Raw genomic sequence first — 23,106 nt, 5'->3', positions numbered from 1 at the left:
GCTACCCTCACTTCATCTCAGCCGAGCAGGGTGTCCTTCTTTAGTTGGAGGCTTACCTCACTTAGGGTGGGTTGCACGGCGCCGTCAGGGCGTCGGGCGGGAGAGCCAGAGGAGGTTCCGGAGTGACGACCATCGCGGCGACGCCCCCGGGGCAGCCCCGGGCGAGGCCCGTCCGGCGGAGCCCGCTGCGCCGCCGCCGGCTCGTCGGCCTGCTCGTGCTGCTCGTCCTGCTGGTGGCGGCCTGCTTCGCCAGCGTCGCTCTCGGGACCAAGATCATCCCGTTCCCGCAGGTGTGGAGCGCGCTGTTCGCCCCCACCGGCACCGAGGACGACATCGTCGTCCGCGCGCTGCGGATCCCGCGGACGGTCCTCGGCGTCCTCGTCGGAATCGCCCTGGGCCTGGCGGGTGCGCTGATCCAGGGCCACACCCGCAACCCGCTCGCGGACCCCGGCCTGCTCGGGGTGAACGCGGGGTCGGCGTTCTTCGTGGTCCTGGGCATCTACCTGTTCGGCGTGACCAGCCTCCTCGGCTACGTCTGGTTCGCCTTCGCGGGCGCCCTCGTCGCGAGCGTCGTGGTGTTCACCCTGGGCTCGATGGGTCGGGGCGGCTCGACGCCGGTGACGCTGGCCCTCGCGGGCGCGGCGCTGACGTTCCTCCTCAACGCGCTGGTGTCGGCGGTCGTCCTGATCGACACGGACACCCTCGACGCCTACCGCTTCTGGAACGTCGGTTCGCTCGCCGGGCGGGACGGGTCGATCGCCGGCCAGGTCGTCGGGTTCCTCGCGGTGGGCGCGGTCCTCGGCCTCGCGAGCGCCCCGGGGCTCAACGCCCTGTCCCTGGGGGACGACGTGGCGCGCTCGCTCGGGCTCTCCGTGCGCCGCACCCGGGTGCTCGGCATCGTCGCGATCACCCTGCTGGCCGGCGGCGCGACCGCCGCCTGCGGGCCGATCGCGTTCGTCGGGCTGGTGGTGCCGCATGTCGTCCGCGCGTTCACCGGCCCGGACCACCGCTGGCTGCTGCCCGCGTCCGGGCTGCTCGGCGCGGTGCTGCTGCTGGCCGCGGACGTCCTCGGCCGGGTCGTCGCGAGACCCGGCGAGCTGCAGGTGGGCATCGTCCTCGCGCTGGTCGGGGCGCCGTTCTTCATCGCCCTGGTCCGCCTCCGGAAGATGGTGGCGGTGTGAGCACGGCGGTCCGCCGCGACCCGCCCCGGGTCCCGGGCCGCGTGCCCTTCCGCGCCGCCGGGTTCTCCGCCGTGTGGCGCCCCCGCACCGCGCTGGTGATCGCCGTCGGGCTGGTCGTGCTCGTCCTCGCGATGGCCGTGAACATCGGCCGCGGCGAGTTCCCGATCAGCATCCCCGAGGTCCTCGCGGTCCTGGCCGGCGGCGGCGATCCCGGCCAGCGGTTCATCGTGCTGGAGCTGCGGCTGCCCCGCTCGCTCACCGGGGCGCTGGTCGGGGCGGCCCTGGCGGTCTCGGGCGCGATCACGCAGGCGATTGCGCGCAACCCGTTGGCCAGCCCGGACATCATCGGCATCACCTGGGGCGCGAGCGCCGCGGCCGTGGCGGTGATCGTGCTCGGCGGGTCCGCGGGCTCGGTCGTGGGGCTGCTCGCGACCACCGGGCTGCCGATCGCCGCCCTGCTCGGCGGCCTCGTCTCGGCGGCCCTGATCTTCGGCCTGGCCTGGCGCAAGGGCGTGCAGGGCTTCCGGCTGGTGCTGGTCGGCATCGGGATCAACGCCGCGCTCGTCGCGCTGGTCAACTGGCTGCTGATCGTCGCCCAGATCTACGAGGCGGCCCGCGCGCAGGTGTGGCTCAACGGCAGCCTCAACGCGCGGGGCTGGGAGCACGTGCTCCCGGTCGGCGTCGCGCTGGCGATCCTGGTGCCCGCGGCGCTGATCCTCGGCTTCGTGCTCGGCGGCCTCCAGTTCGGCGACGACACCGCCCGCGGCCTGGGCATCCGGGTCGACCTGACCCGGACCGGGCTGCTGCTCGTGGCCGTCGGGCTGGCCGGGATCGCGACGGCGTCCGCCGGGCCGATCGCGTTCGTCGCGCTGGTCTCGCCGCAGATCGCGCAACGGCTGGTCCGCTCGGCCCGGCCGCCGCTCGGCGCGTCGCTGGTGATCGGCGCCGCGCTGACCGTCGTCGCGGACGTCGTGGCGCGGACCGCGTTCGGTGGGGTGGAGCTCCCGGTCGGCATCGTCACCGCCGTCCTCGGTGCCCCGTACCTGCTCTACCTGCTCGTTCGCCAAGGCCGGGAGGCACGCGCATGACCAGCTCCACCACCGCCCCCGACGTGGACACCGCGCCCCACCCGCTCGCCGGCACGGCCCGGCTCCGGGCCGAGGGCCTCCGCCTGGGCTACGGCGACCGCGTGGTCGTGGACCATCTCGACCTCGAGGTCCTGCACGGGACGATCACGGCGGTGATCGGGCCCAACGGCTGCGGGAAGTCCACGATGCTGCGCGCGCTCGGCCGGCTGCTGGCGCCGTCGAAGGGGCACGTCCTGCTCGATGGCAGGCGCATCGACCGGATGCCCACCAAGGAGGTCGCCACGATCCTGGGCATCCTGCCCCAGGCCCCGAGCGCCCCCGAGGGGCTGACCGTCGGGGACCTCGTCGCCCGCGGCCGGCACCCGCACCAGACCTGGTACCGCCAGTGGTCGTCCGACGACGAGGACGCCGTCGCCGAGGCCCTGGAGTGGACGGGGATCGCGGACCTCGCCGAGCGCCCCCTGGACGAGCTGTCCGGCGGACAGCGGCAGCGCGCCTGGATCTCGATGGCGCTGGCGCAGGGCACGGACGTGCTGCTGCTGGACGAGCCGACGACGTTCCTCGACCTCGCCCACCAGGTCGAGGTGCTGGAGCTGGTGCGCCGGCTGCACGACGAGGCGGGCCGCACCGTCGTCATGGTCCTGCACGACCTGAACCTCGCCGCGCGCTACTCCGACCGGCTCGTGGCGATGAAGGACGGGCGGATCGTCAAGGCCGGGGAACCCGGCGACGTCCTCACCGAGCCGCTGCTCTCCGAGGTCTTCGGGCTCGACGCCCGGGTCATCCCGGACCCGGTGGCCGGAACCCCGCTCGTCGTCCCGATCGGCACCCGCACCACCGCCTGAACGCGCGGAGCCGGGGCGCCTATGATCCACGGTCGGTAGGGTTCGCGCATGGCGAGCGTGCGTGACCGGTTTCGGGTTCCGCAGGGCCCGGTCGACCTCGCGGCGATCGACCCCCGCGGTCGACCGATCGGGCCGAAGGACAAGGCCGCCGCGGCGAAGGCCATGGCCGAGCTGGGCAGCCGGCTCGACACGCGGCAGGAGACCCTCTTCGCCGAGGGCGTCGGCGGCGGGACGCGCTCCCTGCTGCTCGTGCTGCAGGGCATGGACACCTCCGGCAAGGGCGGCGTGATCAGCCACGTCGTCGGCCTGATGAACCCGCAGGGTGTGCGCATCGCGTCGTTCAAGAAGCCGACGCCGGAGGAGCGCCGCCACCACTTCCTCTGGCGGATCCGCAAGCAGGTCCCCGAACCCGGCCGGATCGGCGTCTTCGACCGCTCCCACTACGAGGACGTGCTGGTCGTGCGGGTGGACGGGCTGGTCCCCGAGGACGTGTGGCAGGCCCGCTACGCCGAGATCCGCGAGTTCGAGGCCGAGCTGGCGGCCACGGGCGTCAGGATCGTGAAGTGCATGCTGCACATCTCGCCGGAGGAGCAGGCCGAGCGGCTGCTGGCCCGCCTGGAGGACCCGCAGAAGCGCTGGAAGTACAACCCGGGGGACCTCGACGCCCGCGCGAAGTGGCCGGCGTACCAGGAGGCGTACGCCGCGGCCCTGGAACTGTGCGACTCCGACGTCGCCCCCTGGTACGTCGTGCCGTCGGACCGCAAGTGGTACCGCAACTGGGCGGTCGCGGCGATCCTCGCCGAGACCCTGGACGAGATGGCGCCCGTCTCCCCGCCCCCGGACTACGACGTGGCGACGGAACGAACCCGACTGCTCCGGCTCACGAACCCTGGGTCGTGATCTCCCACGCCCGCGAGCCGCGGCGCCTCCCCCGTCGGGTCGCGGTCCTCCTGTCCGGTGCTGCGCTCGTAGTCGTTCTCGCGGGGTGCTCGAGCGGTGAATCCGCTCCGGTCGCCCCGCTGCCGCCCACGACCGTGGCCGGCCCGGCCGACGCCGATCCCGACAGGGTCGCCTGCGCCCGGCACGCCGAGTCCGGCGCCCTGGTCCGCCGGGTCGTCGCCGAGATCGAGAAGGGCCCCGTGCTGCCGGCGGGGGTCGCGATCATCCTGGTGGGCAGCCGGTCCGGCTACGGGACACCCGGTTCGACGGACCCCTCGCTCACCGCGGCGCTGCAGGAGGTCGGGGCCGCCATCGACGACCTGGACCGGCAGGGACACGCGAAGCTCCCGCCCGGCGGGGACGTCGCGACGAGCAAGGTCGCCCTGGACCCGACCCGGACCATCGCGGCCCTCGACGCCGCCGACGCGGCGTGCGCCGGGAGGTAGGCCCTACGTCAGGAGCGGGTGCAGGATCCAGAACGAGACGGCGGCGCAGAGCCCGGCGGCCGGCAGCGTCAGTACCCAGGCGACGGCGATGTTCCCCGCGACGCCCCAGCGCACCGCCGAGAGCCGCTTGGTGGCCCCCACGCCGAGGATCGCGGAGGTGATCGTCTGGGTCGTGGAGATCGGCGCCGCGAAGACGAACGCCGTCGTGTACAGGATGGACGACGCCGTCGCCTCGGCCGCGAACCCGCGCGGCGGGTCCAGGTCGATGATCCGCCGGCCCAGCGTCCGCATGATCCGCCAGCCGCCCGAGTAGGTGCCCGCGGACAGGGCGCCGGCGGAGATCAGGATGACCCACCACGGCACGTCGGTGCCCTGGTGGAAACCGCCCACGACGAGCGCCAGCACGATCACGCCCATCGTCTTCTGGGCGTCCTGCAGGCCGTGGCCCAGCGCCATCGCGGCGGCGGAGACCGTCTGCGCGGTCCGGAAGCCGCGGTTGACCTTCGTCGGCCGGCTGTCCTTGAAGATCCAGAGCAGCGCGATCATCACGATGCCCGCCAGCAGGAAGCCGACGACGGGGGAGACCAGCATCGGGATGATCACCTTCTCCAGCACCCCGCCCCACTTCACGGTGTTGGCCGAGGCCAGCGCCGCGCCGACCAGGCCGCCGATGAGCGCGTGCGACGAGGAGGAGGGCAGCCCGAAGTACCAGGTGATCAGGTTCCAGATGATCGCCCCGATCAGCGCGCAGAGCACCACGATCAGGCCGGAGAGGCCCTGTGGGGCCTGGATGATCCCGCTGCCGACCGTCGACGCGACCGACGTCCCGAGGAACGCGCCGAACAGGTTCATCACCGCCGCCATCAGCAGCGCGGCCTTGGGGGACAGCGCCCGGGTGGAAACGGAGGTGGCGATCGCGTTCGCGGCGTCGTGGAAGCCGTTGGTGTAGTCGAACCCGACGGCGACGACGATCACCACCAGGACGGCGATGAGCTCTCCACTCATCACGCTTCCTTGACGGCGATGCTCTCGACCGTATTGGCCACCGTCTCGAACGCGTCCGCCGCGTCCTCGAGGGTGTCCACGACCTCCTTGAGCTTGATCACCTCGAGCACCGCCGACGGGTCGGTGATCGGCTGCTCGGGGGAGAGCAGGGCGGAGAGGACCTGGTGGTAGGCCCGGTCCCCCTCGTCCTCCAGGGAGTTGACGTGGATCGTGTACTCGTGCAGCTGGTCCACCTTCTCCAGCTTGGGCATCGCCTCGGCCGTGGCCGCGGCGGCGCGCTGCAGCACGTCGACCTGGGTGGCCATGCCCGGCGGGAGGGCCCCGAGCCGGTAGAGCACGATCCGGTCCGCGGCCTCCTCGATCGCGTCGATGACGTCGTCGAGGGAAGAGGCGAGACGGTAGATGTCCTCCCGGTCGAAGGGCGTCACGAACACCGAGTTCAGCTTCACCATGATCTCGTGGGTGACGTCGTCACCCGCGTTCTCGGCGTCCTTGATCCGGCGCGCGAGCTCGACGCGCGCCTCCGGTTCGGCGGCGACGAGCTTCGCCAGCTCGTCCGCGGCGACGACGATGTTCTCGGCGGCGCGGGTGAAGAGCGGGTAGAAGCCACGTTCGTGCGGCGTCAACCTGAAGGCCATGCGGGAGTTTCTACCCGTTCACCGTTCCGCCGCGCGCAGCGGGCGTCATCCGATGAGCGACCGGCCGATGATCTCCTTCATGATCTCGTTGGTGCCGCCGTAGATCGCCTGCACGCGCGAGTCCACGAAGGCCTTGGCGATCGGGTACTCGAGCATGTAGCCGTAGCCGCCGTGCAGCTGCACGCAGCGGTCGACGACCCGCTTGAGCAGGTCCGACGTCCACCACTTGGCCTTGGCGGCGTCCGGTACGGAGAGCTCCCCGGCGACGTGCTCGGTGAGGCAGCGGTCGACGAACACCCGGGCGATCGTGATCTCGGTGTCCATCTCGGCCAGCTCGAAGCGGGTGTTCTGGAACTTCGCCACGCTGCGGCCGAACGCCGTGCGCTCCTTCGTGTACTCCAGGGTGTGCCGCAGGGCCGCCTCGGCGCCGGCCACGGACGCCACGGCGATCGAGAGCCGTTCCTGGGCGAGGTTCTGCATCAGGTAGATGAAGCCCTGGCCGATGTCACCGAGGACGTTGGCGGCCGGGACCCGGACGTCGGTGAAGCTGAGCTCCGCCGTGTCCTGCGCCTTCATCCCGACCTTCTTCAGCCGGCGCCCGCGCTCGAACCCGGGCATCCCGCGCTCGACGACGAGCAGGCTGAACCCGCGTGCGCCCGCCTCCGGGTCGGTCCGGGCGACGACGACGACCAGGTCCGCGAGGATGCCGTTGGTGATGAAGGTCTTGGCGCCGTTGAGGATCCACTCGTCGCCCTCGAGGCGGGCGTTGGTCTGGATGCCCTGCAGGTCCGAGCCGGTGCCGGGCTCCGTCATCGCGATGGCGGTGACGATGTCCCCGGAGCAGAAGCCCGGCAGCCAGCGCTTCTTCTGCTCGTCGTTCGCGAGCCGCAGGAGGTAGGGCGCGACGACGTCGTTCTGCAGCGGGAAGCCGATGCCGCTGGCGCCCGCGGCGACCAGCTCCTCGGTGAGGATCGCGTTGTAGCGGAAGTCCGTGCTGCCGCCCCCGCCGAACTCCTCGGGGACGTCCATCCCCAGGAGGCCCGCCTTCCCGGCCGCGCGCCAGACCTCACGGTCGACCTGGCCGTCCTCCTCCCACTGGTCGTGGAACGGGACGATCTCCTTGGCGGTGAAGGTCCGGGCCAGGTCACGAAACGCGTCGTGATCGGCATCGAAGATGTCGCGCTGCATGGCCGCAGTGTCACATACCCGTGAGTAACTTCGATCGGGACTCGCGGGCCAGCCGTGGCCTGAGCAGGCCGCTACGCTGCACCGATGCAGCGCCGAGCTCTGATCGGCCGCGTCCTCGGCGGCGTCCCCACGGTCGCCGCGAACGTGTGGGACTCCACCGTCGCGGGCGGGGTCGCGGACCTGCGCCGGATGCCGCGCACCGAGATCGCGCGGGAGCCGGGCGGGGTCCTGTACCGCTACGACCCGGTCCCCGGCGCGGGCGAGCGCGGCCCGCCGGTGGTCCTGATCCCGCCGCTGGGGGCTCCGGACTTCGCCTACGACCTGCGCCGCGGCTGCTCCCTCGTGGAGCACCTGCTGCTCGGCGGGCGCCGGGTGTACCTCGTGGACTACGGTCCCATCTCCTTCGCCGAGCGCGGCCTGGGCCTCGAGCACTGGGTCGACGGCGTGGTGCCCCGGACGCTCCGCCGGGTCTCCGACGAGGTGGGAGAGCCGGTCCACGTCGTCGCGTGGTCGCTCGGCGGGATCTTCGCGATGCTCGCGCTGGCGGCGGCGAGCGAGGCGGGGGAACCGCTGCCCGTCCGGTCGGTGACGACGATCGGCAGCCCCGTCGACATCGCGGCGGTCCCGCTGGTGGCGCCGCTGCGCCCGCTCGCCGAGGTGGCCGGGGGGCGGCTCGTCTCGGCGCTCTACCAGGCCGCCGGCAGCTTCCCCGCCCCGATCGTGAGCTGGGCGTTCCACCTGGCCACGGTCGACCGGCTGTTCACGAAACCGCTGGTCGTGCTCTCCCGCCTGGACGACCGGGACACCCTCGCCCAGATCGAGGCCGTCGACCACATGATGAACAACATGCACGGTTACCCGGGTCGGGTGTTCGGGCAGCTGTACCACCTGCTGCTGCGCAGCAACGACCTCGCCGCCGGCAGCCTCGACCTCGCAGGCCGCACGGTGAAGCTCTCGGCGGTCGACGTCCCGGCCCTGGTCGTCGCGGGGCGGAACGACGTGATCGCGCCGCTGAAGGCGGTGCACCGGACCGTCGAGCTCCTCAGCGGTTCTCCCGAGGTCCGGTTCGAGACCGCCCCGGGCGGCCATCTCGGGGTCCTGACCGGCCGGAAGGCCCGCACGACGACCTGGCCCGCGCTGGACGCGTTCCTGGACTCGCATTGATGGGCACACTGGGGCCATGCGTCATCTCGAGGACCTCGGCACCGCGTCCCCCTACTCCGTCATCGGCCTCGGCACCTGGCAGTTCGGGTCCCGGGAGTGGGGCTACGGGGACGACTTCGAGGCGGAGGCGGGCCGGATCGTGGCCCGGGCCCGCGAGCTGGGCGTCACCGTGTTCGACACCGCCGAGATCTACGGCTTCGGGCGCAGCGAGCGAATCCTCGGCAAGGCCCTGAAGGAGACCGGCGGGACGGACGGGCTCGTTGTCGCGACGAAGATCTTCCCGGTCCTGCCGACGGCGGCGGTGGTGCAGCAGCGGGCGATCGCCAGCGCCCAGCGGCTCGGGGTGCGGACCATCGACCTCTACCAGGTGCACCAGCCCAACCCGCTGGTCTCCGACGGCACGACGATGCGCGGCATGCGGGCGCTCCGCGACGTCGGCCTGATCCGGGAGGTCGGCGTCTCCAACTACTCCTTGAAGCGCTGGAAGTCGGCCGAGGTCAAGCTCGGCTCGCGGCTGCTGTCCAACCAGGTGCAGTTCTCGATGGTCTCCCGCGCGCCGATGGCGGAGATGCTGCCGTGGGCGCAGCGGACCGGCCACGTCGTGATCGCCTACAGCCCGCTCGGCCAGGGCCTGCTGTCCGGGCGCTACGACGCGGACCACCGCCCGACCAACGGCGTCCGCACCACCAACGCGATGTTCCTGCCGGAGAACCTGGACGCGGCCAGGCCCATGTTGGACACCCTGCGGGACATCGGCTCGGCGCACGACGCGTCGCCGTCGCAGATCGCGCTGGCCTGGACGGTGAGCTTCCCGAACGTCGTCGCGATCCCCGGGGCGTCGAGCGTCGCGCAGCTGGAGAGCAACGCCGCGGCGGGGGACATCCGGCTGACGGACGACGAGGTGACCGCCCTGACGGCCGCCGCGGAGGCGTTCCAACCGGTCACCGGCTTCCCGGCCATCCCCAAGCTGGTAGCGGCCCGCCGGCGGTCCTGAGTGCCCGGAATGCCGGGTAAGGCGCTTTTCGTGACGCAACGGAGTGACGTACGCCTGTCCATCAGGGACTGACGGGACGCGGCTCGCAGGTCTAGCGTTGATCCGTGAGCTCGGTCGTGACGAACAGACAGGACGGTGCTCGGGCTACCCATGACGCCGTCGTGGCGGACCTGGTCCGCCGCTACCGCGAGGTACCCCGGGGCATCCGCGTCCGGCTCGGCAAGCGGACGTCGAACCTCTTCCGCTTCGGCGACGCCCCTTCCACGGACGTCGTCCTCCTGGACACCTCGGCCCTGACCGGCGTCGTCTCGGTGGATCCCGTGGCCCGGACCGCGGACGTGCAGGGCATGTGCACCTACGAGACCCTCGTCGACGCGACGCTGGCGCACGGGCTGATGCCGCTCGTCGTCCCGCAGCTGAAGACGATCACCCTCGGCGGGGCCGTGACCGGGCTCGGCATCGAGTCGACGTCGTTCCGCCACGGCCTGCCGCACGAGTCCGTCCTGGAGATGGACGTGCTGACGCCGTCGGGCGAGCTGGTCACGGCCGCTCCGGGCGGCGAACACGCCGATCTCTACGACGCCTTCGCCAACTCATACGGCACCCTCGGCTACGCGCTGCGGCTGCGGATCGAGCTGCAGCCCGTCGCGCCGTACGTGAAGCTGACGCACCACCGCTACGGGGACTCCGCGGCCACCACCGCCGGCATCGTCGCCCTCGCGGACCCCGAAGGCCCGATCGACTTCCTGGACGGGACCGTCTTCGACGCCGGCGAGCAGTACCTGACCGTCGGGGAGTTCGTCGACGAGCCGATGCCCGGCGCGCAGGTCTCGGACTACACCGGCCGGCACATCTACTACCGCTCGCTGCAGCGCCGCCCGGTCGACCACCTGACCACGCACGACTACCTGTGGCGCTGGGACACGGACTGGTTCTGGTGCTCGCGGGCCTTCGGCGTGCAGAACCCGCTGGTCCGCCGGGTGTGGCCGGGCCGCTACCGGCGCTCGGACGTCTACCGCCGGCTCGTCGCGCTGGACCAGAGGCACGGGGCCAGCAACGCGGTCCGCCGGGCTCTGGGCCGTCCCGAGGAGGAGATGGTCGTCCAGGACGTCGAGATCCCGGTGGAGCGGCTGCCGGAGTTCCTGGAGGCGTTCGACCGGGAGGTCGGGATCTCCCCGGTCTGGCTGTGCCCGCTGCGGCTGCGCGGGCAGAAGGTCTGGCAGCTCTACCCGATGGAGCCGGACCGGCTCTACGTCAACGTCGGTTTCTGGTCGTCCGTGGCGATCGCCGGGAAGCCGGACGCGCACAACCGGTTCGTCGAGGAGCTGGTCGGGAGCCTCGACGGGCACAAGTCGCTGTACTCCACAGTGCATTACGACCAGCATGAGTTCTGGGAACGGTACAACGGCGCGGCGTACCGTGCCGTCAAACAGCGGTACGACCCGGACGGTCGGCTGCCGGATCTGTACACGAAGGTCTCCGGGGCGGGGGGAACGAGCAGATGAGTCAGAAGATGAGAGTCGCCGACGTGTTCGCCGGGGTGATCGGCGAGAACGCGCCCGTGCGGGTGATCGGCTACGACGGCAGCAAGACCGGGCCGGACGACGCCGAGGTGGCGCTGCGCGTCGAGTCGCCGCGGGCGCTGGCCCGGCTGGTGTCGGCTCCCGGCTCCCTGGGCCTGGCCCGGGCGTACGTGACGGGCGAGATCGAGGTCGAGGGCGACCTGTTCGTCGCGCTCTCCGCACTCGCGGACGTCACGCTGCACTCGGTCTCCAGGGCCGAGGCGGCGAGGATGGTCCGTCGGCTCCTCCCTCTGTGGCTCAAGCACCGCCCGTCCCCACCGGACCTGGAGGCCCGCCCGCGAGGGCGGCTGCACTCCAAGCGCCGGGACAGCCAGGCCATCTCGCACCACTACGACGTCTCGAACACCTTCTACGAGTGGGTGCTCGGCCCGTCGATGACCTACACCTGCGCGGTCTACCCGAGCGCGACGTCCACGCTCGAGGAGGCCCAGGCCACCAAGTACGAGCTGGTCGCGAACAAGCTGGACCTGCAGCCCGGCATGCGGCTGCTGGACGTCGGCTGCGGCTGGGGCGGCATGGTCATGCACGCCGCCGCCGAGCACGGCGTCAAGGCACTGGGCGTCACGCTGTCCCGTGAGCAGGCCGCGTGGGCGCAGGCGGCCATCGAGCGGCGCGGCCTCGGTGACCTCGCCGAGGTCCGCCACCTGGACTACCGGGACGTCCCGGAGACGAACTTCGACGCCGTCAGCTCCATCGGGCTCACCGAGCACATCGGCAAGTCTCAGCTGCCGTCGTACTTCGGGTTCCTGCACGGCAAGCTGCGCGCCGAGGGCCGGCTGCTCAACCACTGCATCACCCAGCCGCGCACCACGAGCAACCGCAAGGTCGACCCGTTCATCGGCCGCTACGTCTTCCCGGACGGCCAGCTGGAGTCACCCGGCCTGCTGATGACCGAGATGAACGACGCCGGGTTCGAGATCCGGCACGAGGAGAACCTGCGCGAGCACTACGCGCTGACCCTGCACGCGTGGGGCGCCAACCTCGAGGAGCACTGGGACGAGGCCGTCGCCGAGGTCGGGCTGGGCCGGGCCCGGGTGTGGCGGCTGTACATGGCCGCGTGCGCGCTCGGCTTCGAGCGGGACAACATCCAGCTGCACCAGATGCTCGGCGTGAAGCTCGGCGCACAGGGCCGGTCCGGGATGCCGCTGCGGGGCTGGTAGCCGGGCGGCTGGTAGACACGGCTCCGTGGTCCAGGATCGGCTCTCCCCGCTCGACGCGTCCTTCCTGTTCATGGAGGAACGCACGACCGCGATGACGGTCGGCGGGGTGATGACGTTCGACCCGCCGCCCGGCGGGGACTTCGACACCGAGGCGTTCACCGCGCTCATCGGTGAACGCCTCGCCCTCGTGCCCCGCTACCGGCAGAAGGTCCGCGAGGTGCCGGGGCGGCTCGGCCTCCCGATCTGGGTGGACGACCAGGACTTCGACCTGGACTTCCACGTCCGGCGCTCCGCGCTGCCCGCGCCCGGGACGGACGAGGCGCTGCGCGAGCTGGTCGGCCGCCTGCTGTCCCGCCAGCTCGACCGCTCCCGGCCGCTGTGGGAGATCTACCTGGTCGAGGGCTTCGAGTCCGACCGGCTCGCGGTCGTCACCAAGACCCACCACGCGATGGTCGACGGCCTGGCCTCCATGGACGTCGGCGCCGTCCTGCTGGACCGCACGTCCGAGCCGCGCACGGTGGTGGCGGACGACTGGCAACCCCGTCGCGAACCGAGCGGGCTGAGGCTGGCGGCGTCCGCCGTCGTGGAGAACATGCTCCGGCCGCGCAGCGCGTTCGAGGCGATGGTCCGGGCGGGTTCCGACATGCGCCAGGTCGCGGCCGGCGTGGTGCGCGGCGTCGGCGGGGTCTTCGACGCGGTGCGTGGGGCCGGCCGGCGTGACCCGCTCGGCCCGCTGCACGGCAGGACCGGGGAGCAGCGCCGGTTCGGGATGGCCCGGACGTCGCTCGCCGAGCACCGCACCATCCGGCGGGAGCAGTGCGGACCGGGCGGGACGGTGACGGACGTGGTCCTCGCCGTCGTCGCGGGGGCGTTGCGGCGCTGGCTGATCAGCCGCGGGGAGCCGCTGCTGGAGGGCAGCACGGTCCGGGCGATGGTGCCGGTGAGCGTGCGCGGCCGAGGCGGCCCGGCGGTGTCCGGCAACCGGATCTCGGCGGTCTTCGTGGAGCTGCCGGTCGGCGAGGCGGACCCCGGGGAGCGGCTGCGGCTGATCTCGGAGGAGATGGCGGCGGGCAAGAAGCGCGGCCGCTCGGCCGGCACGTCCGCGGTCGTCGGTCTCGCCGGGCTCGCCACGCCCGCGATGCACGAGATGGGCGCGCGGCTGTCCAACCGGCTCTCCGGCAGGCTGTTCGACGTGCTGGTCACGCACGTGCCCGGGCCGCCGCGGCCGTTGTACGCGATGGGCGCGCGGATGCGGGACATCTACCCGGTGGTGCCGCTGGCACACGGGCAGACGGTCGCGATCGGCGTGACCTCCTACGACGGCACGGTCTGCTACGGGCTCAACGCGGACCGGGACGCGATGCCGGACGTCGGCGTGCTCGCGGCGGCGCTCGACGAGTCCCTGGCCGAGCTCCGCGACTCCCCGTAGGAAGGTTTCGCGCGAACGCACCAACCGCCGTCGGGCGGACGGGGCAGAGGGTGCATCCTCTCGATCATGCACGTCGACCTCCGTCCGCTGGAGCGCGGTGATCTCGGGGACGCGAACCGGGTGTTGCGGGACGCGTTCGGGGCGATGCTCGGCGAGGACACGCTCGGCGACACGGACCCGTTGCGCACCCGGCTGGCCGCCGGGCACGTCCGCGGCGTCGGCGCGTTCCTGGGCAGCGTGCTCGTCGGCTCGGCGCTGGTGACGCGCTGGGGGAGCGTCGGCTTCGTCGGCCCGCTGTCCGTGGAGCCGCCCCTGTGGGGCCGCGGCGTCGGGTCGCGGCTGCTCGGCGCCGTCGGCGAGATCCTCGACGGCTGGGGGGTCACCCACCGAGGCCTGTTCACCTTCGCCCACAGCCCCCGCCACCATGCCCTCTACCAGCACTTCGGGTACTGGCCGCGGTTCCTGACGGCGTTGATGTCCAGCGAGGTCCCGGCCGAGCTGCCGCGGGGCACGGGGTGGTCCGTGCTCTCCGCGCAGGCGGACGGGCGGGCGGCCGTCGCGGCCTGCGCGGAGCTCGCCGACGCGGTGTACCCCGGGCTCGACCTGACCGCGGAGATCACCGCGCTGCAGGCGCAGAAGCTGGGCGACGTCGTGCTCGTCGGCGACCCGGCCCGCCCGGACGCCTTCGCGATCTGTCACGACGGCCCGGGCACCGAGGCAGGTGCCGGCAAGGCCTACGTGAAGTTCGGCGCGGCCCGTCCGGGGGACCACCACGCGTTCGTCGCGCTGGTCCGGGCCTGCCGCGAGCACGCGGCGGCAGTCGGCGCGCGGTTGTTGGTCGTGGGGGTCAACACCGCCCGGCACGAGGCCTACCGGCACCTCGGCGAGATCGGGTTCCGCACGGACGTCCCGGGCGTGACGATGCACCACGGGAACGCGGCGGGCTACGACCGCCCGGACTCCTACGTCCTCGACGACTGGCGCTGAGGGCTCACGCCGCGAGCGCCCGCCGGGCCGCCTCGGTCGCCTGCGCGGCGTATCCGCCGCCGAACAGTACCGTGTGCACGAGCAGCGGGAACAGCTGGTGCAGCGGCACCCGCTCCTGCCAGCCGTCGGCCAGCGGGGCGGTGTCGTCGTACGCGCCGAGCACCGCGCCGAGGTGCGGGCAGCCGAACAGCGCCAGCATCGCGAGGTCCGTCTCGCGGTGCCCGCCGTGCGCGGCCGGGTCGATGATCCACGCGTTGTCCGGGGCCCAGAGCACGTTGCCCGACCAGAGATCGCCGTGCAGCCTCGCGGGCGGCTCCGCCGGGCCCGCGAGCTCGGGGAGCCGGGCGCAGACCTGGTCGAACAGGCCCGTGTCCAGGCCCTTCGCGCACCGCACATACGGCAGGATCCGCTGCTCGGCGTACCACTCCGGCCAGCTCGACCGGGGCTCGTTGCGCATCCCGGCGCCGCCGATCCACGCCTCGGCGGGCCCTCCGGGGGGCGGAGACCCGAACGCGTCCGCACCTGCGGCGTGCAGGGTGCCCAGCCGGATCCCGAACTCGACGGCGGTCTCCCACGTGGGGCGCCCGGCCGGGACCTCGGTGCTGACCAGCCACTCGTCGTCCACGGCCAGGACCTCCGGCACGGCCGGCCCGCCCTCGACCCGCAGCCAGCGCAGGCCCGCGGCCTCGGCGCGGACCGACGGGTCCCGCTTCACCACCACGGTGCGCCCGTCGTCGAGCTCGACGTGGTCGACCCGTCCGCCGCCGCCCCGGTGGTCACCGCGCCTGGCGCCGGTGCCGAGCAGCCGGGCCGCGGCGTCGGACGCCCTGCTCACAGGCCCTTCTCGACCTGCTCGACCAGCCCCGGCATCGCCGCCTCGATCATCGCCAGGACCTCGTCGAACCCGTCCGGCCCGCCGTAGTACGGGTCCGGGACCTCCGCGTCGTCGGCGGACGCCGGATCGAAGGAGCGCAGCAGCCGCACCCGCTCCGGCTCGGGGACGTTGCCGCGCAGGCTGCGGAGGTGCCCGGTGTCCAGCGCGACCAGCAGGTCCGCGGACAGGATCCCGGAGTCCACCTGCCGAGCCACGTGCGCGTCGTCGTACCCGTTGGCCCGCAATGTCTTGGCGGCCCGCTCGTCCATCGGCTCACCCACGTGCCAGCCGCCCGTGCCCGCGCTGGAGACGGTCACGCGACCGTCGAGGCCGGCCTCGGCGAGGGCGGCGGCGAACACCTTCTCGGCCATGGGGGAGCGGCAGATGTTCCCGGTACAGACGAAACTGACATGCACCCCGCCACCGTAGGGTGCTCGACCATGGACGGAGATCCGGAGACCGCCGAGGAGATCGAGAACACGGCGGTCGACGCCAGGTCGGCCACGTCCCGTTCCGTCCCGGACCCGCTCCGTCACCACGGGGACGTCGAGGTCGGTGGTGCCCTCCTGGACTTCGCCGTGAACGTGCAGGGGACGGCGCCCCCGGCCTGGCTCCGGGCCCGGCTCGTCGCGGCGCTGGACGACCTGGCCCGCTACCCGTCGGCCGCCCACGACGCCCGGGCCCGGGCGTCCGTCGCCGCCCGGCACGGCCGGGAGCCGGCCGAGGTGCTGGTCCTGGCGGGCAGCGCGGAGGGGTTCGCGCTGCTCCCGGCCCTGCGGCCGCGGCGCCCGGTCGTCGTGCATCCGGGGTTCACCGAGCCGGAGGCCGCGCTGCGGGACGCCGGGCTGGACGTCACCCGAGTGTTCACGAGCCCCGCGGACCGGCACCGGCTCGACCCGGCGGCCGTCCCCGAGGACGCCGACCTGGTCGTCGTCGGCAACCCGACCAATCCCACCGGGGTGCTGCACCCCGCCGCCGACCTGCGGTCGCTGGCCCGGCCCGGCCGGGTGCTCGTCGTCGACGAGGCGTTCCAGGACGCGATCCCGGGGGAGCCGGAGAGCCTCGCCGGCGCCCGGGACGTGCCCGGCCTGCTGGTGTTCCGCTCCCTGACGAAGACGTGGGCGCTGGCCGGGCTGCGCGCCGGGTACGCGCTTGGGGAGCCGGGGCTGCTGGGGCGGCTCGCAGCCCCGCGCCCGCACTGGCCGGTCGGGACGCTCGGGCTGGAGGCCGTGATCGCCTGCTCGGAGCCCCCTGCGGTGGCCGAGGCGGCGCGGGCCGCGGAGCTCCTCGTCGGCCTCCGGCGCGCGCAGGCGGCGGCGATCGGCGCGATCCCGGGGGTCACCGTGCTGCCCGGCCGGGCGCCCTACCTGCTGGTCCGGCTGCCCACCGGTACCGGCGTGCGGGTGCGCAGGTCGCTGCGGGACGACGGGATCGCCGTGCGCCGCGGGGACACCTTCCCCGGCCTCGGGCCGGACCACGTCCGGATCGCGGTCCGGGATCCGGCGCAGGTGGCGAGCCTGGTCCGGGCGCTCGGGCGGGCGCTGGTAGGAGTAGCGGCATGACTGGCGCGACGCTCGGTGATGTCACCGCGGCCCTGGAGGCCGCCTACCCGCCCGCGCTCGCCCAGGAGTGGGACGCCGTCGGTCTGGTGTGCGGTGATCCCGCCGAGCCGGTGAGCCGCGTCCTCCTCGCCGTCGATGCCGTCGCCGAGACCGTCGACGAGGCCCTCGACACGGGCGCCCAGCTGCTGGTCACGCACCATCCGCTGCTGCTGCGTGGCGTCCACGGCGTCGGCGCGGACACCCCCAAGGGGGCGCTGCTGCACCGGCTGATCCGCGGCGGCGTCGGCCTGTTCACCGCTCACACGAACGCGGACTCCGCCGACCCGGGTGTGTCGGACGCGCTGGCCGCGGCGCTCGGCCTGGTGGTCGAGGCCTCGCTGCAGCCCGCCCCCGTCCCGCCGCTGGACAAGATCGTCGCGTTCGTCCCGGTCGGCCCGGCGATCACCGCCGTGCACCAGGCCCTCTCGGCCGCGGGTGCCGGCAGCATCGGGAACTACAGCCACTGTTCCTTCGCCTCGGCCGGGACCGGCCAGTTCCTCCCGCTCGACGGCGCCGATCCGACGATCGGGCAGGTCGGCAAGCTGGAGCGGGTGGCCGAGACCCGGCTGGAGATGGTGCTGCCGCGCGGGAAGCGGCGCGCGGTCGTCGAGGCGTTGCTGGCGGCGCACCCCTACGAGGAACCGGCGTTCGACGTGTTCGAGCTGGCGGAGCTGCCGTCGTCGCTCGGGCTGGGCCGCGTCGGCGTGCTGCCGGAGGCCGAGCCGCTCGCGGCCTTCACCGAGCGGGTGGCCGCGGCGTTGCCGGAGACGGCCTGGGGCGTGCGAGCGGCGGGGGACCCGGAGCGGACGGTGCGGCGCGTCGCGGTGTGCGGCGGGGCGGGGGACTCGGCGCTGGCCTCGGCGGTCGCGGCGGGCGTCGACGTCTACGTGACCGCGGACCTGCGGCATCACCCGGCGTCGGAGCACCTGCTGGCGGGAAGCCTGCCGGGCCGGCCGACACCGGCGCTCGTCGACGTCGCCCACTGGGCGTCGGAGTGGCCGTGGTGCGAGCAGGCGGCGGGCGTCGTGCGCGCGGCGCTGGGGGGTAGCGTCGACGTCCACGTGTCCCGGCTCCGCACGGATCCCTGGACCCTGGGCACGACGAGCTCGAGCACCACCGGAAGGACGCCTGCGTGATCACCTCTCGTCGAACGGCACGGAGGACTTCGTGAAGGCCACCCCCGCCGCGCAGCAGCGGCTCCTGGACCTGGCGGCGGCCGACGCGGAGCTCTCCCGGCTCGCCCACCGGCGCCGGACGCTGCCCGAGCACGCCGAGCTGGCCGAGGCCGAGGCCCAGGTCCGGGCGGGCAAGGACAAGCTCGTCGAGACCGAGACGGCCGCCGGTGACCTGGACCGGGACATCCGCCGGATCGAGCGGGACGTCGAGGGCGTGCGGGCGCGCACGGAGAAGGACAGGTCCCTGCTGGCGGGTTCCGGGATCGGTGCCAAGCAGGCCACGGACCTGCAGCACGAGCTGGACACCCTCGCGCGCCGGCAGGGTGTGCTCGAGGACGAGCAGCTCGAGATCATGGAGCAGCGCGAGGCGCTGGGCATGGGCCTGGACCACGCGCGCCGCGTCCTGGCCGAGGCCGAGCAGCGGCAGACCGAGGTGACGGAGCGGCGGGACACGGCCATCGCGGACCTCGACGCCGCGGAGGCGGGTCGCCGTCGGGATCGCGACGCGATCGTCCCCGGCCTGCCCGAGGACCTGCTTGCGGCTTACCAGCGACGCGTGGACCAGGGCAAGGTGGGCGCCGGGCTGCTGCGCGAGCGTCGCTGCGGGGCGTGCCGCCTGGAGCTGGACCGGACGTTCGTGGGGCGCCTGCGGACCGCCGAGAAGGACGACGTCGTCCACTGCGAGGAGTGCGGGGCGATCCTCGTGCGGACGTCCGAGTCGGGTCGGTGAAGGCGATCGTCGAGGCGGACGGCGGTTCGCGCGGGAACCCCGGCAACGCGGGGTACGGCGCCGTCGTGCTGGACCCGGCCACCGGCGAGGTGCTCGCCGAGCGGTCCGCCGGGCTGGGCGTCGCGACGAACAACGTCGCCGAGTACGCCGGGCTGATCGCCGGGCTCCGGGCGGCGATCGAGCTCGGCGCGGACGAGGTGGAGGTCCGGATGGACTCCAAGCTCATCGTCGAGCAGATGTCCGGGCGTTGGCAGGTCAAGCACCCGATGCTGCGCCCGCTCGCCGCCGAGGCCGCGTCGTCGGCGCGCGAGCTGCGCAGGGTGACGTTCGAGTGGATCCCGCGGGCTCGCAACGCGCGGGCGGACGCGCTGGCGAACCGCGCGATGGACGCCCAGGCAGCCCTGTGACGGCCTCAGCCTCCGCGGCGTGGACGGGGCAGACGGGCAGGCCGACCCGGATGGTCCTGCTCCGCCACGGCCAGACCGCGCTGTCGGTGGACCGGCGCTACTCCGGCCTCGGCGACCCCGAGCTCACCGAGCTCGGGCAGGCCCAGGCCGCGGCCGCCGCGCTGCGGCTGGGCGGGATGGAGGGGATCACCGCGGTCCTGACGTCGCCGCTGCGCCGTGCCCGGCAGACCGCCGCGGCCGTCGCCGACGCGGCGGAGGTCCCGCTGCAGGTCAGGGACGGCCTGATCGAGACGGACTTCGGGGACTGGGAGGGCCTGACGTTCCTGGAGGCCCGCGAGCGGGACCCGGAGCTGCACGGCCGTTGGCTCGGCGCCACGGACGTCGCGCCGCCGAACGGCGAGAGCTTCGACGCCGCCGGCGCACGGGTCACCGCCGAGCGCGCGAAGATCACCGCGGAGTACCCCGGCGCGACGGTCGTCGTGGTCAGCCACGTGACGCCGATCAAGCTGATCCTGCAGGAGGCGCTGGCCGCGGGATCCTCGATCCTCTACCGGCTGCACCTGGACCTCGCGTCGATCGGGATCGCGGACTTCTACCCGGACGGCGGAGCCTCGGTCCGGCTGGTCAACGACACCTCACATCTGGCCTGACGTGCTCGTGAGGGGAAGGCTTGCCAGCGCGACGATCGCGCACGAGCGGCGGAGCCGTCCTACACCGCGATCCACAACGCGGCGGTCGACGCGACCAGCGCGAGCGGGACGGTCAGGGCGCCCAGGGCGGTGAACTGCGCGAACCCGGGCGGGGCGGCGCGCTCGGTCAGCACCTGCCGCCACAGCAGGGTCGCGAGCGAGCCGACATAGGTGAGGTTCGGCCCGATGTTCACCCCGATGAGCACCGCGAGCACCAGCGCGGGCTGCGGGGCCGGGCCGAGTGCGGCGAGCAGGACCAACGCCGCGGGGAGGTTGTTGACCAGGTTCGCCAGCACCGCCGCGATCCCCGCGACGGCCAGCAGCCCGGCGAACGTCGCTTCCCCCGGGAGCAGCGCGGCGAGCCCCGCGGACAGCCCGTTCGCGCTGACCGCGGCCACCACCACGCCCAGGGCCAGCACGAAGACGCAGAACAGGGGAGCGGCGCCGTGGACCACCCCGGCCGGTGTCATCTCCCACCGCACCAGCGCCCGGGCCGCCAGCACCACGGCACCCGCCGCCGCGACCCACACCGGCTCCACCCCGAGCGGCGACGAGACCCCGAACCCCACCAGCGTCAGCGCGAGCACGGCCAGCGCGAACCGGGGCATGTCGAGGGTCTCCTCCGGGACGTCCGTCGCGGGCTCGCGCCGTAGATCCGCGCGGAAGAACAGGCGCAGCACGAGGTACTCGACGGTGAGCGCGGCGAGCCACGGCACGGCCATCAGCCCGGCGAACCCCAGGAACGACAGCCCCGACGCGCTCAGGACCAGCAGATTCGTCAGGTTGGAGATCGGCAGCAGCAGGGACCCGGAGTTGGCGAGGTGCGCGCACGCGTAGGCGTGCGGGGGTGCGGGCAGCCGCAGCCGCGTCGTCGTCGCGAGCACGACCGGGGTGAGCAGGACGACCGTGGCGTCGAGGCTGAGCACCACCGTCGTCGCGGTCGCCGCGGTGAACACGAGCGCGAAGAGGCGGTCCGGGCGCCCGCGGGAGGCGCCGGCGAGCCGGCCGCCGAGCCACCGGAAGACGCCCTCGGCGTCGGCGAGCCGCCCGAGCAACAGGATCGCGGCCAGGAACCCGACGGTCGGGCCGAGCTCGCCGACCTCCGCCAGCGCGTCCCGCCACGGCAACACCCCCAGCCCGACGACGAGAAGCGCGGCGGGCACCGCGGCCGCCGCCTCGGGCAGCCCCTTCGGCCGGACGGTCGCGACGACGAGGACGACCGCCAGCAGGACGATCGCGACCGCCAGGTCCATCAGGAGACGATGAGGTAGACGCCGACCGCGAGACCCAGCAGCACGACCGCCCAGCGCAGCACGTTCTCCGGCAGCTTCTTCGCGATCTTCGCGCCGAGGTAGCCGCCGACCAGCGTCGTCGGGGCCAGGATCGCGACCGCCTTCCACTCGACGGGCGCGCCGATCGCGAAGATCACGACCGTCACCGAGGCCACGACCAGCGACAGCAGACCCTTGAGTGCGTTGAGGCGGACGAGCTTGTCGTTGGCCAGCAGGGACAGCGTCGAGACCAGGATGACACCCAGCGCCCCACCGAAGTACCCGCCGTAGACCGCGGCCAGGAACACCGCGGGCAGCAGCCAGGGCAGACGGTCCGGCGCCTCCGGCTCCGGGTCGCCGATCCACTTCTTCAGCCACGGGCCGATCGCCATCATCAGGCTGGCCAGGATGACCAGGACCGGCACGACGGCGTCGAACACCGTCCCGGGAAGGATCAGGAGCAGCACACAGCCGACGGCCGACCCGACGGCCGCCACCGCGGACGTCACCAGGATCCGCCGCCGCTGGCCCTGCAGCTCCGTACGCGCCCCGGCGACGATCCCCACGTAGCCGGGCCACTGCGCGACCGAGTTCGTGACGTTCGCCGACAGCGGCGGCAACCCGACCGCGAGCAGCGCCGGGAACACCAGCAGCGAGCCGCCGCCGGCGACGGCGTTGACCGCGCCCGCGACCAGCCCCGCGGCGATCAGGAACACCAGCTGCCACGGCGACGCGTCGACCACGGCGGGAACCGTAACCCGCCGGGCGCCGGGAACGCGGGGTGAAGGCCCGTGCGCCGGCCCCCGGGGCCACCGCTAGGATGACCGCTGGACGAGTCGGCCGGGCGGCCGCGTCGGTGGCCCTGCCGAGTGATCGACGGGGTCCACCGCCGAGGAAAGTCCGGACTCCATACGGCAGGGTGGTTGTCAACGGCAACCCGGGGCGACCCGCGGGACAGTGCCACAGAGAACAGACCGCCCCGTGCGCGAGCACGGGGTAAGGGTGAAACGGTGGTGTAAGAGACCACCAGCACCCCGGGTGACCGGGGTGGCTCGGTAAACCCCACCCGGAGCAAGGCAAAAAGGCGTCCGCCGCTGCCGGCAACGGCAGCACGGCCGCTGCGCAGGCGTTCGAGGGCTGCCCGCCCGAGCCTGCGGGTAGGCCGCTGGAGCCTGCCGGCGACGGCAGGCCTAGATGGATGGTCGCCGAACGGTGCGCCGCAAGGCGCCCGGGAACAGAATCCGGCTTACAGGCCGGCTCGTCCCTCGTAAGCCTCTGACCTGCCGAAATGCTCCGGTTGATCAGTTTTAGGGCGCTGTGTGTGACGTTCGGTGACAACGATCTTGACCCTGTCGGCGGGACGAGCCTCTCAGGGCGCTGTTCTGCGTGCGGGGACAGCGAGACGGCATGGCGACAGGCAGCGACTCGCCTCGGATCGAGGCCGGACGCGATCACCAATTCGGCGAGCTGGCGCTCCTCGTCCGCGGTGACCACGTGATCGGCCAGCACGCCTTCCAGGAGGTCGAGGTAGGCGTCGAGCCGAGGGTCGCCCGTGGCGTCAGCGGGTAGGGATCGGCGGTCGAGCGGAGGGGTCGTACGAATTCGGACGGCCGCCGACGCGGCAGGAGCGGTTTCCGACGTCGGAATCAGGAGTGGTGCGACGCCGAGGTCTACGGCGGTGACGATGCCTGCTGCGGTGGCCCGCTTCAGAT

Annotated in this window: 22 protein-coding genes, 1 other RNA gene and 1 pseudogene; 17 read left to right on the top strand and 7 right to left on the bottom strand. The window is 73.3% G+C overall.

Features of this window, described 5'->3' with window-relative positions; genetic code table 11:
- The first annotated feature begins 131 nt into the window (after positions 1–131).
- The 5 genes from JWP64_RS01375 (at position 132) to JWP64_RS01355 (ending at position 4,499) form a co-directional block, all read left to right on the top strand.
- On the top strand, positions 132–1,181 hold the full coding sequence (locus JWP64_RS01375; protein ID WP_297491317.1) for an iron chelate uptake ABC transporter family permease subunit: 1,050 nt from the start codon (positions 132–134) through the stop codon (positions 1,179–1,181).
- A complete protein-coding gene (locus tag JWP64_RS01370; RefSeq protein ID WP_297491240.1) occupies positions 1,178–2,269 on the top strand; it encodes an iron chelate uptake ABC transporter family permease subunit in 1,092 nt (363 codons plus the stop codon). Before JWP64_RS01375 ends, JWP64_RS01370 begins: the two co-directional genes overlap by 4 nt.
- Positions 2,266–3,114 (top strand): ABC transporter ATP-binding protein, encoded by an 849-nt coding sequence (locus JWP64_RS01365; RefSeq protein ID WP_297491237.1) that lies wholly within the window; start codon positions 2,266–2,268, stop codon positions 3,112–3,114. The genes JWP64_RS01370 and JWP64_RS01365 overlap by 4 nt, the downstream gene beginning before the upstream one ends.
- 48 nt (positions 3,115–3,162) lie before the next feature.
- Positions 3,163–4,014, top strand: a complete 852-nt coding sequence (locus JWP64_RS01360) for a PPK2 family polyphosphate kinase (protein WP_297491235.1) — start codon at positions 3,163–3,165, stop codon at positions 4,012–4,014.
- A gap of 134 nt (positions 4,015–4,148) precedes the next feature.
- Positions 4,149–4,499 carry a hypothetical protein gene (locus tag JWP64_RS01355; RefSeq protein WP_297491232.1) on the top strand — a complete coding sequence of 117 codons (351 nt, stop codon included), beginning with the start codon at positions 4,149–4,151 and terminating at the stop codon, positions 4,497–4,499.
- A 3-nt stretch (positions 4,500–4,502) separates the two neighbouring features.
- On the opposite strand, the gene JWP64_RS01350 is transcribed toward JWP64_RS01355, so the two are convergent.
- Genes JWP64_RS01350 through JWP64_RS01340 form a run of 3 tightly spaced genes read right to left on the bottom strand, consistent with a single transcriptional unit; the run spans position 4,503 to position 7,330 of the window.
- Positions 4,503–5,504 carry an inorganic phosphate transporter gene (locus tag JWP64_RS01350; RefSeq protein ID WP_297491230.1) on the bottom strand — a complete coding sequence of 334 codons (1,002 nt, stop codon included), beginning with the start codon at positions 5,502–5,504 and terminating at the stop codon, positions 4,503–4,505.
- On the bottom strand, positions 5,504–6,142 hold the full coding sequence (locus tag JWP64_RS01345) for a DUF47 family protein (protein WP_297491229.1): 639 nt from the start codon (positions 6,140–6,142) through the stop codon (positions 5,504–5,506). Before JWP64_RS01345 ends, JWP64_RS01350 begins: the two co-directional genes overlap by 1 nt.
- Before the next feature lie 45 nt (positions 6,143–6,187).
- Positions 6,188–7,330, bottom strand: coding sequence for an acyl-CoA dehydrogenase family protein (locus JWP64_RS01340; RefSeq protein WP_297491227.1), 1,143 nt, complete (start codon positions 7,328–7,330; stop codon positions 6,188–6,190).
- 84 nt (positions 7,331–7,414) lie between these two features.
- On the opposite strand from JWP64_RS01340, the gene JWP64_RS01335 reads away from it, so the two are divergent.
- From JWP64_RS01335 to JWP64_RS01310, 6 genes are all read left to right on the top strand, one after another.
- The gene (locus JWP64_RS01335; RefSeq protein ID WP_297491224.1) at positions 7,415–8,494 is read left to right on the top strand and encodes an alpha/beta fold hydrolase; all 1,080 of its coding nucleotides are present in this window, start codon (positions 7,415–7,417) and stop codon (positions 8,492–8,494) included.
- A 16-nt stretch (positions 8,495–8,510) separates the two neighbouring features.
- Positions 8,511–9,488 (top strand): aldo/keto reductase, encoded by a 978-nt coding sequence (locus JWP64_RS01330; protein WP_297491222.1) that lies wholly within the window; start codon positions 8,511–8,513, stop codon positions 9,486–9,488.
- 161 nt (positions 9,489–9,649) lie between these two features.
- Positions 9,650–10,993, top strand: coding sequence for an FAD-binding oxidoreductase (locus JWP64_RS01325; protein ID WP_297491315.1), 1,344 nt, complete (start codon positions 9,650–9,652; stop codon positions 10,991–10,993).
- Positions 10,994–11,001: 8 nt separating this feature from the next.
- Positions 11,002–12,231: a class I SAM-dependent methyltransferase gene (locus tag JWP64_RS01320; RefSeq protein ID WP_297491220.1), complete on the top strand. Its 1,230-nt coding sequence runs from the start codon at positions 11,002–11,004 to the stop codon at positions 12,229–12,231.
- 25 nt (positions 12,232–12,256) lie between these two features.
- Entirely contained in the window at positions 12,257–13,660 is a 1,404-nt protein-coding gene (locus JWP64_RS01315; protein ID WP_297491218.1) for a wax ester/triacylglycerol synthase family O-acyltransferase, read from the top strand.
- A 66-nt stretch (positions 13,661–13,726) separates the two neighbouring features.
- Positions 13,727–14,647, top strand: a complete 921-nt coding sequence (locus JWP64_RS01310; protein WP_297491216.1) for a GNAT family N-acetyltransferase — start codon at positions 13,727–13,729, stop codon at positions 14,645–14,647.
- Positions 14,648–14,651: 4 nt separating this feature from the next.
- On the opposite strand, the gene JWP64_RS01305 is transcribed toward JWP64_RS01310, so the two are convergent.
- Complete coding sequence (locus JWP64_RS01305; RefSeq protein ID WP_297491313.1) at positions 14,652–15,452, bottom strand: fructosamine kinase family protein; 801 nt, start codon at positions 15,450–15,452, stop codon at positions 14,652–14,654.
- Between the two features lie 26 nt (positions 15,453–15,478).
- Positions 15,479–15,937, bottom strand: a complete 459-nt coding sequence (locus JWP64_RS01300) for a low molecular weight protein-tyrosine-phosphatase (RefSeq protein ID WP_297491213.1) — start codon at positions 15,935–15,937, stop codon at positions 15,479–15,481.
- 24 nt (positions 15,938–15,961) lie between these two features.
- Here JWP64_RS01300 and cobC point away from each other — a divergent pair, with 24 nt between their 5' ends.
- The 4 genes and pseudogenes from cobC (at position 15,962) to JWP64_RS01280 (ending at position 20,084) form a co-directional block, all read left to right on the top strand.
- Entirely contained in the window at positions 15,962–17,083 is a 1,122-nt protein-coding gene (gene cobC / locus JWP64_RS01295; protein WP_297491212.1) for an Rv2231c family pyridoxal phosphate-dependent protein CobC, read from the top strand.
- Entirely contained in the window at positions 17,080–18,258 is a 1,179-nt protein-coding gene (locus JWP64_RS01290; RefSeq protein WP_297491209.1) for a Nif3-like dinuclear metal center hexameric protein, read from the top strand. The genes cobC and JWP64_RS01290 overlap by 4 nt, the downstream gene beginning before the upstream one ends.
- Before the next feature lie 31 nt (positions 18,259–18,289).
- The gene (locus JWP64_RS01285; RefSeq protein WP_297491207.1) at positions 18,290–19,027 is read left to right on the top strand and encodes a C4-type zinc ribbon domain-containing protein; all 738 of its coding nucleotides are present in this window, start codon (positions 18,290–18,292) and stop codon (positions 19,025–19,027) included.
- A pseudogene (locus tag JWP64_RS01280) lies at positions 19,024–20,084 on the top strand (bifunctional RNase H/acid phosphatase). The gene JWP64_RS01285 and the pseudogene JWP64_RS01280 overlap by 4 nt, the downstream one beginning before the upstream one ends.
- 59 nt (positions 20,085–20,143) lie before the next feature.
- Here JWP64_RS01280 and JWP64_RS01275 read toward each other — a convergent pair.
- Positions 20,144–21,376, bottom strand: a complete 1,233-nt coding sequence (locus JWP64_RS01275; protein ID WP_297491204.1) for an ArsB/NhaD family transporter — start codon at positions 21,374–21,376, stop codon at positions 20,144–20,146.
- Positions 21,376–22,137, bottom strand: a complete 762-nt coding sequence (locus tag JWP64_RS01270) for a sulfite exporter TauE/SafE family protein (protein ID WP_297491202.1) — start codon at positions 22,135–22,137, stop codon at positions 21,376–21,378. Before JWP64_RS01270 ends, JWP64_RS01275 begins: the two co-directional genes overlap by 1 nt.
- A gap of 89 nt (positions 22,138–22,226) precedes the next feature.
- Between JWP64_RS01270 and rnpB the strand changes: the two genes are divergently transcribed.
- Both rnpB and JWP64_RS01260 read left to right on the top strand, forming a co-directional pair.
- Positions 22,227–22,659, top strand: an RNA gene (gene rnpB, locus JWP64_RS01265) — RNase P RNA component class A.
- 142 nt (positions 22,660–22,801) lie between these two features.
- Positions 22,802–22,963, top strand: a complete 162-nt coding sequence (locus tag JWP64_RS01260) for a hypothetical protein (protein ID WP_297491200.1) — start codon at positions 22,802–22,804, stop codon at positions 22,961–22,963.
- Positions 22,964–23,106: the final 143 nt, after the last annotated feature.

It is taken from the genome of Pseudonocardia sp. (genome assembly GCF_025465255.1).
Taxonomy (GTDB): domain Bacteria; phylum Actinomycetota; class Actinomycetes; order Mycobacteriales; family Pseudonocardiaceae; genus Pseudonocardia.
Note: the sequence above shows the minus strand (reverse complement) of the source record. Positions and strands in the feature narration are given on the sequence as shown.